Origin of the sequence: Flexibacter flexilis DSM 6793, from assembly GCF_900112255.1 — a bacterium.
GTDB classification, from domain to species: Bacteria; Bacteroidota; Bacteroidia; order Cytophagales; family Flexibacteraceae; genus Flexibacter; species Flexibacter flexilis.
Map to the genome: position 1 here is coordinate 1 of NZ_FOLE01000010.1, position 12,660 is coordinate 12,660.

13 protein-coding genes are annotated in these 12,660 nt (G+C 42.5%); 8 read left to right on the forward strand and 5 right to left on the reverse strand.

Features of this window, described 5'->3' with window-relative positions; translation table 11 throughout:
- Together BM090_RS14505 and BM090_RS14510 are read left to right on the forward strand one after the other, a co-directional pair.
- On the forward strand, positions 1-342 hold a 342-nt coding region (locus BM090_RS14505; RefSeq protein WP_143083993.1), incomplete at its 5' end, for a T9SS type A sorting domain-containing protein.
- A 66-nt stretch (positions 343-408) separates the two neighbouring features.
- Positions 409-1,872: a T9SS type A sorting domain-containing protein gene (locus BM090_RS14510; RefSeq protein ID WP_091514848.1), complete on the forward strand. Its 1,464-nt coding sequence runs from the start codon at positions 409-411 to the stop codon at positions 1,870-1,872.
- Positions 1,873-2,016: 144 nt separating this feature from the next.
- On the opposite strand, the gene BM090_RS14515 is transcribed toward BM090_RS14510, so the two are convergent.
- From BM090_RS14515 to BM090_RS14535, 5 genes are all read right to left on the reverse strand, one after another.
- Positions 2,017-2,532 (reverse strand): hypothetical protein, encoded by a 516-nt coding sequence (locus BM090_RS14515; RefSeq protein ID WP_091514853.1) that lies wholly within the window; start codon positions 2,530-2,532, stop codon positions 2,017-2,019.
- 6 nt (positions 2,533-2,538) lie between these two features.
- Positions 2,539-3,486: a signal recognition particle-docking protein FtsY gene (gene ftsY / locus BM090_RS14520; RefSeq protein WP_091514857.1), complete on the reverse strand. Its 948-nt coding sequence runs from the start codon at positions 3,484-3,486 to the stop codon at positions 2,539-2,541.
- Positions 3,487-3,753: 267 nt separating this feature from the next.
- A complete protein-coding gene (locus tag BM090_RS14525) occupies positions 3,754-3,915 on the reverse strand; it encodes a DUF4295 domain-containing protein (protein WP_091514860.1) in 162 nt (53 codons plus the stop codon).
- Between the two features lie 2 nt (positions 3,916-3,917).
- Positions 3,918-4,100, reverse strand: coding sequence for a 50S ribosomal protein L33 (gene rpmG / locus BM090_RS14530; protein ID WP_091514864.1), 183 nt, complete (start codon positions 4,098-4,100; stop codon positions 3,918-3,920).
- Between the two features lie 161 nt (positions 4,101-4,261).
- Positions 4,262-5,050 carry a DUF3050 domain-containing protein gene (locus tag BM090_RS14535; RefSeq protein WP_091514868.1) on the reverse strand — a complete coding sequence of 263 codons (789 nt, stop codon included), beginning with the start codon at positions 5,048-5,050 and terminating at the stop codon, positions 4,262-4,264.
- A 797-nt stretch (positions 5,051-5,847) separates the two neighbouring features.
- On the opposite strand from BM090_RS14535, the gene mraZ reads away from it, so the two are divergent.
- The 6 genes from mraZ to mraY are packed head-to-tail and all read left to right on the forward strand — an operon-like array spanning position 5,848 to position 12,615.
- Positions 5,848-6,309 carry a division/cell wall cluster transcriptional repressor MraZ gene (mraZ, locus tag BM090_RS14540; protein WP_091514871.1) on the forward strand — a complete coding sequence of 154 codons (462 nt, stop codon included), beginning with the start codon at positions 5,848-5,850 and terminating at the stop codon, positions 6,307-6,309.
- Positions 6,310-6,369: 60 nt separating this feature from the next.
- On the forward strand, positions 6,370-7,287 hold the full coding sequence (gene rsmH / locus BM090_RS14545; protein WP_245756741.1) for a 16S rRNA (cytosine(1402)-N(4))-methyltransferase RsmH: 918 nt from the start codon (positions 6,370-6,372) through the stop codon (positions 7,285-7,287).
- Between the two features lie 4 nt (positions 7,288-7,291).
- Positions 7,292-7,711, forward strand: a complete 420-nt coding sequence (locus BM090_RS14550) for an FtsL-like putative cell division protein (protein ID WP_245756742.1) — start codon at positions 7,292-7,294, stop codon at positions 7,709-7,711.
- 24 nt (positions 7,712-7,735) lie between these two features.
- The gene (locus tag BM090_RS14555; protein WP_091514875.1) at positions 7,736-9,853 is read left to right on the forward strand and encodes a penicillin-binding protein; all 2,118 of its coding nucleotides are present in this window, start codon (positions 7,736-7,738) and stop codon (positions 9,851-9,853) included.
- Positions 9,854-9,889: 36 nt separating this feature from the next.
- Entirely contained in the window at positions 9,890-11,347 is a 1,458-nt protein-coding gene (locus BM090_RS14560) for a UDP-N-acetylmuramoyl-L-alanyl-D-glutamate--2,6-diaminopimelate ligase (protein WP_091514878.1), read from the forward strand.
- 20 nt (positions 11,348-11,367) lie between these two features.
- Positions 11,368-12,615, forward strand: a complete 1,248-nt coding sequence (mraY, locus tag BM090_RS14565; RefSeq protein ID WP_091514881.1) for a phospho-N-acetylmuramoyl-pentapeptide-transferase — start codon at positions 11,368-11,370, stop codon at positions 12,613-12,615.
- Positions 12,616-12,660 lie beyond the last annotated feature (45 nt).

A 12,660-nucleotide genomic window follows, 5' to 3' on the forward strand; every position in this document is an offset into this window, starting at 1 on the left:
GATAGTCCAAGTCCTGCTTTTTACGATTTGTATTTTATGAAAGTGGGCGGTATTGGCTTGCCGTATTTGCCCGAGACGGATAGTAGTTGGTTGGTAACGAGCAGTAAGCCAGTTTTGAGCAGTGGCGCGAAGGTTAGTATCTACCCGAACCCCGCGCGAGATAAAGTGATGATAGAGAGCAAGGCGGGTAGCGTCATAGAACTGATGAGTGTTACGGGTCAGTTGTTGCAACGTGAGGTATCGCAGAGTGAGCAAACAGAAATGTCTTTGACCTCGCTTCACACAGGCATTTATGTACTCAAAGTAGATGGGGTAAGTCATCCATTATCCGTGATTCATTAACCAAGCCAAATGGGGCAAGGGACGTTTAGTTTCTTGCCCCATTTATTCAATTAAAAGACTAAGATTATGCGAAGAAATCTACTATTGTTATTACTGCTGTTTTTAAGCAAAGTTGTTTATAGTCAATCGGTATTGTGGGAGAAGAAGTATGATATATATGATATGGATTATGCTGATGCGATAGTCCCGATGCCTCAATCCTCAAATTATTTGTTTACAGGTTCATTGTGCAAATTCGGCATAGACTGTAGTTATCGAGGCTTGTATGTAGGGAAGTTGTTGTCGAATGGGGATACGGCATGGGTCAAGAATTTGAATATAATCACCTCGGAAGCAGCCTCAATTACGCAGGATAGAGATGGTGTTCATTATTGGATAGTAGCGCAGGAAGGTGCATTTGATTACCAGCAGCATTTGTTGAAGTTGGATAGTAACGGGGTAGTATTGGCGCATTATACACACATGTATATGGTGGGGAATAATGGGAATGTTGTTTCCAATTGCAGGGGGAAGAGTATGAACAATGGGGACTTGTTAGTGGTGGGTCAGACGACGTTTAGCAGCACCCCTAACATGGCATGGGATGCGTATGTAGGTCGTTATAGGGGCAATGGGGATTTGGTATGGGCCAAGTCATTTAATTTGGGTTATTACACGGAGGGCTATTATGTGGAGGGTATGGCCAATGGCCATTATTGGGTATCAGGCAGTGTGAATAGTTCGATATGGGGTATGGAGTTGGATACGAGTGGGAATGTGGTACGGCAGCATATTTTTTATACGCGCCCGACGTATGCGAAGATATATGCAGGCTATGTCCAACAATTTGTCAATCAGCAATATATTGTAACGATGGGCAATATAGGCTCCCCAACCAAAAAATTTTATGTAGGTCTGTATGATAAAAACTATGTAAAAAAATGGGGACATGAGGAATTAGGTGGTATTCAATTGCCTCATATTACTTCAGATTCTTCGGTGGTGATAGCGGGAGCGCAGGTACCGCCCAATGGTACAGTATCCAAGGCCTTGTTGCGCAAAATATCTATAGATAGTAGTATAGTCTGGAATAATTATTATACGAGTGTATATAATAATACGGCAGTGGTATCCAATATCACCTTCACAGGCGACGGTGATGCTGTTTTTGCAGGTTATATAGATAGTCCCAGTCCTGCTTTTTACGATTTGTATTTTATGAAAGTGGGTGGTATCGGCTTGCCGTATTTGCCAGAGACGGATAGTAGTTGGTTGGTAACGAGTAGCAAGCCAATCATTGGTAATTCATCCAAAGTTAGTATCTACCCGAACCCAGCGCGAGAGGTGCTTAATATTTCCTTTGCCGACTATGTGAAGACGGGGAGTTTGGAGTTATGCAATAGTGTAGGCCAACGACTCAAATCTGTTACTTTGTCAGAAACGAATTTACTAATGCTATCGGTGGCAGACTTACCTGAAGGTATCTATCACTTGCGGCTAGTACAGGACGGCAAAGCTCCCCAATACCAACAAATTCGGCTTATAAAATAATAGTAAATGAATTGATATTCTTGTACATACGCACTGCTGTGCGTATCATTCATGATATTATAATTTACCCATAGAGACGCATTTTAATGCGTCTTTTTTTGATGTGGTAATAAAAAAGGAGCTATTTATTAGCTCCTTTCTCGTTTAATATACGGCTGCGTAATTGATTTCGAAGACGATGTCGGAGGCCAAACCCTCTGTTACTTTCACAGGAAACACTTTCCCATCTCCATCAAAAGAATTAGCATAATACTTTCCTTTTTCCTTCACAAACACGGAGTATTCACCTTCGGGCAGATGCACGGCAAAACAACCGCTTTTCTTTGTCCAAACCGACGCAACCAATTTGGTTTTCGGTTTTTCGTAGAAATTATCATCTGTTTTAGAAATAAGGTCATTCATTTTCGTAACCTTAAAAATAAACACTTCGCGGGCTACGCTTTCGGTCTTTCCTGTGGGTTTTTGGTCAATAGTGGGCATCATATTTCCCGACTTGAACACCACTTTACCCGTAACGCCTTGTTTCACCAACGGGCAGGGAAGCACGGTGCTTTTACTTGTTTTTTTAGTGGTCTTTTTGTTGGTTTGGGCGTTACTCCCCAACGCCAACAACAGTCCCACCATCACCCAAACCAACGAAATTTGAGAGCTACGTTTCATGTTTTTCTATTTTTTGAAAAGAGAATCTACAAATTCATATTTGTTAAATAACTGTAAATCATCTATTTTCTCCCCAACCCCAATGTATTTTACAGGTATTTTGAACTGGTCAGAAATGCCAATCACTACGCCACCTTTGGCCGTGCCGTCAAGTTTGGTAACCGCCAAAGCCGTTACGTCGGTGGCTTTGGTAAACTCCTGCGCCTGCATAATGGCATTTTGACCTGTGCTGCCATCAAGTACCAACAACACTTCGTGCGGTGCATCTGCAATCACTTTTTGCATCACGCGCTTAATTTTACTTAGCTCGTTCATCAAGTTTACTTTGTTGTGCAAACGGCCTGCCGTATCGATAATCACCACGTCGGCATTTAGTTCTACGGCTTGTTTCACGGCATCAAACGCCACCGAAGCGGGGTCGGTGTTCATGCCATGCGAAATTACAGGCACGCCTGTACGCTCGCCCCAAAGTTTAAGTTGGTCAACGGCTGCCGCGCGGAACGTATCAGCTGCGCCAAGCACCACTTTTTTGCCTGCTTTATGGAATTGCGAGGCCAGTTTGCCAATGGTAGTGGTTTTGCCCACGCCATTTACGCCTACCACCATCATTACATAAGGTTTCTTTTCGGGTAAAGAAAAGGTGTAGTTGGGTTGCGGTTCTGCGGCCAACAACTTCACGATTTCTTCTCTCAAAATTCTGTCCAGTTCGCTGGTATTCAAGTATTTGTTTTGTGCCACGCGCTCTTCTATGGACTGTATAATTTTCAATGTCGTCTCAATACCCACATCAGAACTAACCAAAACCCCTTCCAACTCGTCCAGCACTTCGGCATCTACAGTAGATTTGCCCATGATGGCCTTGCCCAACTTGGAAAAGAAACTTTCTTTGGTTTTTTCCAAACCTTTGTCCAAAGACTCTTTTTTGTCTTTGCTAAAAAAATCAAATAAACCCATAATTTTTACGGAAACGCCGCGATTTTATGTGTGTTCGCTTGGCGATTGCTTAAATGTTCAAACAAACCCCGTGCCGTTGCACGTAGGCCAACCAGTATTTTGTAAACTCCTTACAGAAGTGCAAATATTTGTTTTAAATTTTGTATTTCTAAAGCAAGAGTACAATTCACTGCGAAGTTAATTTAAAATCCACAAGAAGCAACACAAAAAAGTCCCTTTCTTGCAAAAGGGACTTTTCGGATTAGCCACTGAGGGCAAAATCTTTGATTACTTGTTAGAAGCCAAGAATTCTTGAACTTGGTCAGCAGGTACGATTTCCTCACGGAAAGTGTAAGCACCTGTTTTCGGTGACTTCACAGACTTGATAATTTTTGTGTAAGCCTTGCCTGCATCAGCTTTTTTCAGGGTTGCAACTACTTTCTTTGCCATGATTATTTAATCTCTTTGTGGATTGTATATTTCTTTAACACTGGGTTGTACTTTTTCAGTTCCAAACGCTCAGTAGTGTTTTTGCGGTTTTTTGTCGTGATATAGCGAGATGTACCCGACATACCGCTGTTTTTATGCTCAGTGCATTCGAGAATCACTTGGATTCGATTACCTTTTTTTGCCATCGCAACAGTCTTGTTTTAAAATTTTGGAGCGCAAATATAGCTTTTATCTCAAACGAATCAAATTTCTACGACAATTTATTGCAGAAATTTTTTGTTTTTTTTATGTTATGAAAGCCAATGCGCTGTTATTCAGTTTTTTATTAAATTAATTTTTTGTCTTTTTAGACCAAAGTTTTTTGTTTGGCAATGGTTTGCCCCACACCGTCCCACAAATGTTTGCGCATTTGCAATGATTTTTCGACGGCTTCTTGTGCCTGCGCCCAGTGTTCGGCTTTCTCGCCGCAAAGATTTTGGGTCATTTCCAACGACAAATGGCTGTGGTGGTCGCCATCTACCTCGATGTGGCGTTCCAGATAATATTGGAAAATGCTAATATTTACCTCGAAATTAACGCATAAATCCTTGATAATGTGGTGAAACATACTCGGAATCAAGTCTTCGCGCCCAAACGTAAACACAGCGGCTTGTACGTGTGCTTTGCCGCTTTGGATTACCTCAAACGTATAGCGCACAAAATCGCGGGCGTGTGTAGGCACTTGCGCCGTTTCAAAGGCTTGTTCTAAAGATTGTCCATTTTGCAATGCTGCCAAAAACTGCATAATCGGCTCGGTATCAGCACCACATTCTTGCATGGCTTCCAGATATAATTCAAAATGACTTTTGCGGTTTCCGTGTGCGTCCACGTCGGATTCTTCACCCGCCACGATTTCGTTAATCAAATAACGCACTTGCGCATCACCTTTCGGAAACCAAGGCACTGCCGTACAGGTCAGCGCATTTTGGAGGGTTTTGAGCAAAGACATAAAATCCCACACCGCAAAAATGTGATGCTGCATAAAGAGGCGCAACTCTTCGGGTGTCTGGATTTGGGCATAAACGGGGTGCGTAATGATTTGCTGGCGCAATGGCTCTATGTCGGTTTGGAGCTTGCCGATGGCTTCGTTATTCATGGGTAATATGCTGGTATTTAATATTTTATGATATAGTTTAAAGTCTTGCTTTAAGCCCTGCAAAGCTATCACAAAATCCGATAGAATGTATGTTTATTTTCCAAAACGATGGCCGCGCGTTGGTGTGGGAATCTATGCGAGATGCCACGCCTGTGGCGTTTTTCATATTACCAAACCGATTTACTACAAAAACACCAAGCCTAAAGGCTTTTTGTGATACGATTCTATAAATCCGTTAGGATTGAAGTATTGGTAGCGGAAATGCGATAATATTCCGTTTTTAAATGTTGTAGCTATGAAATCTTTGAAATTTGTTTTAATACAAAAATGTTAAGCCTAAAGGCTTTTTGTGATACGATTTTATAAAATCCGTTAGGATTGAAATATTGGTAGTGAAAATACGGCATTTTCTGTTTTTAACGCCGTAGGCGTGAAATCTGTAATTACCATATATTTAAAAACGATAGTGACTATTTAAAACGGCTTCGGAATCCTCGAAGCTTTTATTTTCCTTCTTTTTTTGTCTGTTACGGCTAAATAATTAAATTTTTATAATCTCGATTAAAGAAGTATTAAAATTGGGAAATCCTTTGTAAATATCTGACTATCAGATATTATACAGATATTTTCTTTTTTGTGTTTTGATTGTCAGGGAGTTAATTAGGTTTTTCGGGATTTTTACTAAAATTTGTGTGCAAAATGGAGGAAAGTGGTAAAAAGTGGTTTGATTTGTTACTTATGATTTCTAATTTTGTATTTGTGCTTTTTCGTATAGGTAAAATATTATAAGAGCGATAATGCTTTGTTTCTCAGGAGAATATGACTGCAAATTGGATGCAAAAGGCCGCTTGGTCTTGCCTGCACGCCTCAAAGCCAAGTTGCCAGAAGCACCCGCGCAAGTGTTGGTGGCTCTGCGTGGTTTTGAACCGTGTGTAGTGTTGTATCCGTTGCCCTCTTGGGAAAAAATAGCAGAAAAAGTATTGGCTCTCAACGAGTTTGAAGAAGAATATCGTTTGTTTCAGCGCAGTTTTTTGCGAGGCAGCACCGAAATAGAACTTGACGGACAATCTCGTTTACTTTTACCCAAAACATTGCTCAATTATGCTCAACTGGAAGCCGACATCGTGGCCGTCGGGGTGGGAAATAGAATAGAGCTTTGGAATTTGAAAAATTATGAGCAAAATCTGCTGCAAGACGCGAAGGTTTTTTCTCAAAAAGCACAAGAAATTTTAGGAAATGAAGCGGCTAAATCTCTATAAACAAGCCAATAGGGGAGAGGCACTTCAAGTAAGAGTTTAATTGTTACGAAAAATACGAAAATGAATACAGAAATGGCGTATCACGTGCCTGTGATGTTGGAGGAATGTATTAATGGACTGAATATCAGGCCAGACGGCGTGTACGTGGACGTTACTTTTGGCGGTGGCGGCCATTCGGCGGCTATCGTGGCCAAGCTCACGACGGGCAAACTTTATGCCTTCGACCAAGACGAAGATGCCCTCGAAAATACCAAAGGTTTTGATTCTAAGCGTTTTACGCTCATTGAGGCTAATTTTAGATACCTAAAGCGTTACTTGAAGCTGCACGGCGTTACCAAAATAGATGGTTTGTTGGCGGATTTGGGCATTTCCTCGCACCAAATAGACGCGCCCGAACGCGGTTTTTCTACCCGTTTTGATGGCAATTTGGATATGCGCATGAACCAAAACGACACACTGACGGCGGCCAAAATCATTAACACTTATTCGGAAGACAAACTGCACAAACTTTTCGGGATTTATGGCGAAGTGAAAAATGCCAAGACGTTGGCGGCTTTGGTCTATAAATCGCGCCTCAAGCAGCCTATCGAGACGATACAGCAGTTCAAACAAGTGATTTCGGCGGTTGCGCCACGCGGCAAAGAACATAAATATTATGCACAAGTGTTTCAGGCTCTGCGTATTGAGGTAAATCAGGAACTCGAAGCCCTACAAGAAATGCTTGAACAAGCCGCCGAGATTCTAAAGCCCGATGGCCGCTTGGTGGTGATGTCTTATCATTCGTTGGAAGATAGATTAGTGAAAAATTACATTGCAAAAGGTAAATTTTTCGGAGAAGTTGAAAAAGATTTGTTTGGCAACGAACAAAAACCCTTGCAAAGCGTAACCCGCAAGCCCATCGAGGCGACGGAAGAAGAGTTGGCGCGAAATAATCGCGCACGTAGCGCAAAACTTCGTATTGCCGAAAAAATAGGATAACACGATGAAAAATACCCCTAAAAATATGCCCGCTAATCAATCTAAAGCTTCGTCGAAACCGTCGGGTGGTGGCGGTGTCAAACGCGAAAAAAGCGAAGGCAACAAAAGTATTTTTGGTTTTATTGATGGGTTGCTTCAGTTAGACGAGATTTTTGCCAACGGCATTCCTCCCAAATATTTGCCGCGTATCTTGTTTTTGGCTGCGTTGGGCATTGTTTATATCGGAAACAGCCATTTTGCGAATAAAACCATTGTGCAACTCACCAAAGTAAAAGCCGAAACGGAGGATTTGCGCGTGGATTATACGTCCCTGAAAGCGGATTATATGTTGCGAAGCAAGCAATCGGAAGTAGCCAAAAGAGTGGCACCGATGGGCTTGGAGGAAAGTTCTGTTCCGCCTCAAAAAATAGAGTTAGAGGAATAGTAGTTTTTGATTAAGTATCTGAAAATGAGCATTAAAAAAGATATTACGATTCGTGCAAGGATTGCATTTTTGGCCGTATTGGTTTTGGCCGTAGGCATTGTATATCGAATTTTTCATGTGCAATGGATTACGGGCGACAAATGGCGGGAAATGGGTCGTGCGCACGTGTTGCGTAACCGCGAAGTGCCTGCTACGCGCGGAAATATTTATTCGGACAATGGTAGTTTGTTGGCTACTTCTTTGCCTTATTATCGCTTGGCTTTCGACCCGACAGCCTGCGACAAGCAGATTTTTAATGAAAAAATAGATTCTTTGTCTTTGGTGCTTTCGCAGTTTTTTAGAGATAAAAGTCCTGCCGAATATCGCCGCAAACTCGTAGATGCTCGCGCCCGAAAAGTACGTTATTTGTACCTGAACAGAGGCTTTAAACTTGATTATCAGCAAAAAAAGAAAATGATGAACTGGCCAATTTTCCGTTTGGGAAAAATAAAAGGCGGTGCGATTTTCGAGAAAGTATATAACCGCAAACGTCCGTTTGAGGAACTGGCCATGCGTACCATTGGCTACGTGAACGAAGACCATCAGGGCGCAGGGTTGGAATTTAGTTTTGATAAATTTTTGGCAGGCGTAAACGGACAAGCCTTGTACAGAAGATTGGCAGGCGGCCACTGGAAACCCGTAAACGATGGCAACGAAATTGAGCCACTCGACGGCAACGACATCAAAACCACGATTGACATTAATCTACAAGACGTTTCGGAGACGGCACTCAAAAAAGCCTTGCAATATCACCGCGCTGACTTTGGTTGCGTGGCATTGATGGAGGTGGAAACAGGACATTTGAAAGCGGTAGTCAATTTGGGTAGCGACGGAAAAGGCAATTATGTAGAAAAAGAAAATTATGCGGTGGCAGGGCGTTTTGACCCAGGATCTACGTTTAAATTGGCTTCCTACATGGCTCTTTTGGAGGAAAATAAGATACAGTCCACCGACACGATTCAGACAGGAAATGGCCGTTATCGTTTTTATGACCGCGACATGACCGACTCAAAACCAGGTGGTTATGGTGTTATTACGGTGCAAGATGCCTTTGAACGCTCTTCCAATGTGGCGGTTTCTAAACTGGTGGTGCGGCATTTTGGCGCAACGCCCCAACGTTTTTTGGAATATTTGAGCAAATTTGGTTTGGCCGAGCCGCTGGGTTTTCAGATGAAAGGCGAAGGAAAGCCGTACATCAAAAAAACGTCTGACCCGACATGGAGCGGTACTTCTTTGCCTTGGCTTTCAGTGGGTTACGAAATGTTGCTTTCCCCGTTGCATATCCTGACGTTTTATAATGCAGTGGCCAATAATGGCAAAATGATTCAGCCGATTATCGTAACGGAGGTGTCCAGAGCCGATGACGTGATAGAAACTTTTGAACCGATTGTCTTGCGCGATGAAATTTGTTCGGAAAAAACAATCGAAACGCTGCGCAGTATGTTGGAAGGTGTGGTAGAACGCGGCACGGCAAGCAATATTCGCAATGCGGATTATAAAATTGCAGGCAAAACGGGCACGGCGCAAAAACTCATAAACGGGCATTATACCCAAAATTACTATACTTCGTTTGCGGGTTATTTTCCTGCCCACAAACCAAAATATAGTTGTATTGTGGTGATTGACAATCCGCAAGGGTTCAATTATTCGGGTAGTGATGTGGCCGCGCCAGTGTTTAAGGAAATTGCCGACAAAGTGTATGCGCGTGATATGCAAATGCACAAAATTCGTCCGCTCGAAAAAGGCAAAGACGATGGCTCGTTCCCGCTCATTCAGGTTGGTAATTTCTCTGATTTGCATGAATTATGCGATAAAATGGGCATTTCCAATTACATGAACAAAACCATTGTCGAAGACGATAACAGCAAGGAATATTGGGTGCGCGCTGAGGCTTCTAACAAATCGGTGATGTGGCGTTTACGCAAAGTGGAGGATAATATAGTACCCGACACGCGCGGCATGACGCTTAAAGATGCCTTGTTTGTCTTAGAAAATAAAGGTTTGTTGGTGGAATTTACGGGGCGCGGACGAGTCTATACGCAATCTATTTCGCCAAATGCGCGAGTTTATCGCGGAAATACGATTTATTTACATTTAAAATAAAGTTAAGCTAACCTCGAATCTGTTAAATTTTTGATAGTGAAAACGTTACAAGAATTATTATATAAAGTTCAGCTTTTAGCCACCGACGGCCACACCGACAAACCCGTTTCGGGGATTGCTTTCGACTCTCGCAGCGTAACAGAAGGCAATGTGTTTGTGGCAACCGTCGGCACACAAGTAGATGGACATCAGTATATTAGCAAAGCCATTGAAAAAGGAGCTACGGCCATTGTCTGCCAAACACTTCCCGAAACCCGCACCGAAGGCATTACGTACGTGCAGGTGCGCGATTCGGAAAAGGCTTTGGGTTTGATGGCTTCGCGTTTTTATGATAATCCGTCTGCCAAAATGAAAGTAGTGGGCATTACGGGAACAAACGGCAAAACAACAACCGTAACATTACTTTACCGCCTGTTCAGGGCATTGGGTTATAATGTGGGTTTGCTTTCTACGGTTCAAAATGAAATTAATGGCGAAGTGATTCCGTCCACGCATACCACGCCCGACGCTGTGCAACTCAATGCACTGATGGCCGAAATGGTGCGTAGAGGTTGCACGTATTGTTTCATGGAAGCCAGTTCGCACGCTATTGTACAACATCGTATTGCGGGTATTCAATTTGCGGGAGCGGCTTTTAGTAACATTACGCACGACCATCTGGACTATCACCAAACTTTTGACAATTATATCAAAGCCAAAAAGCAACTTTTTGATGAGTTGCCCGTGCAGGCTTTCGCGTTGGTGAACATCGATGACAAACGCGGTCGCGTAATGGTTCAAAACACAAAGGCCAATATCAAAACCTATTCGTTACAAACAATGGCCGATTTTCGTGCGCGACTTATCAGCAATAGTTTGCACGGTTTGCATCTGGAAATCAACCAACAAGAAGTGTGGTTTCAGTTGATTGGCAATTTTAACGCTTACAATTTGTTGGCCGTGTATGGCGTGGCCGTTTCGTTGGGCGAAGACTCGGACGAGGTGTTGCGCGTGCTTTCGTCGTTGCCGTCGGCGGTGGGTCGTTTTGACCGCATCGTGTCGGCCAATGGCATTACGGCGATTGTAGATTATGCCCATACGCCCGATGCTTTGCAAAATGTACTGGAAACAATAGCCGAATTACGCACTGGAAATGAGAAAGTTATAACGATTGTGGGCTGTGGCGGCAACCGCGATAAAACCAAACGCCCCATTATGGCGGGTGTGGCTTGCCAGTTTAGCGACCACGTTATTTTGACTTCCGACAATCCGCGCGACGAAGAACCCGAAGATATTTTGGCGCAAATGCAGGCTGGCGTTACGCCTTCCAACTTCCGCAAAACCCAAACCATCATAGACCGCGAAGAGGCCATTCGCAAGGCTTGCGCGATGGCGGCACCGCACGATATTGTGTTGGTGGCGGGCAAAGGGCACGAAACGTATCAGGAAATTAAGGGCGTGAAATACCCATTTGACGACAAAAAAATAATAGAAGCGATTTTTTCAACACTATAAAACAAAAACAAGAAAACGTCATGTTATATCACTTATTTGGTTATTTGGACGAAAAATTCGACTTCTTCGGAGCGGGTGTTTTCAAATATATTTCGTTTCGGGCGGTGGCGGCCATTATCGTGTCTTTGCTCATTACGTCGGTGTACGGCAAACGCCTGATCAATTATTTGCGCTACAAGCAGGTAGGCGAGACGGTGCGCGATTTGGGTCTGGATGGCCAAGTTCAAAAACAAGGAACTCCCACGATGGGCGGCCTCATTATTTTGGCGGGTATTTTAGTGCCTACGTTGCTTTTTGCGCGTATCGAAAATATCTATATTATTTTGCTAATTGTATCTACTATTTGGCTGGGAATGATTGGTTTTTTGGACGATTATATCAAAGTTTTTAAGAAAAATAAAGAAGGTTTGCACGGCAGATTTAAAATTGTTGGGCAAGTTGGTTTGGGTTTAATTGTAGGTACTACTTTATATTTTCATAATGACGTACGTGTACGTGAATATACGTCTCAAAAAGTATCAGTTTCAGTAAAAGAAAATCAATCTTTTGCCCAAAAATTAGACCAAACAGCGGCCAAATCTTTTAAATATCAAGATAAAAAATCGTTGATTACAACGATTCCTTTCTTCAAAAATAATGAATTAGATTATAAAAAAATATTCAGCTTTTTGGGTGATTGGACGTGGGTTGGCTACGTGGTTTTGGTGATTTTTATTATCACTGCCGTTTCCAATGGCGCAAATATCACGGACGGTATAGACGGCCTTGCCGCAGGCGTTTCGGCTATTATTGGCCTTACGTTAGCGATTTTGGCTTACGTGTCAGGCAATATCGTATTCGCTGAGTATCTGGGGATTATGTACATTCCTAACTCTGGCGAAATGGTGATTTTCTGTGCGGCTTTTGTGGGCGCGTGTGTAGGCTTTTTGTGGTATAACTCGTATCCCGCACAAGTTTTTATGGGCGATACGGGCAGTTTGGCACTGGGTGGCGTAATTGCTGTCATTGCGTTGAGTATTCGCAAAGAATTGCTAATTCCGGTACTTTGTGGCGTATTTTTGGTAGAAAATTTATCAGTAATGATTCAAGTTTCTTATTTTAAATATACCAAAAAGAAATACGGTGAAGGACGCAGAATTTTTAAAATGTCGCCGTTGCATCATCATTACCAAAAACTTAATTATCACGAAGCAAAAATTGTTACAAGATTTTGGATTGTGGCGATAGTTTTAGCGGCCATTACGTTAGGAACATTAAAATTACGATAAAAAATAAATTTCGCTTTTTTTAAGTGAATTTGTTTAGTTAATTTT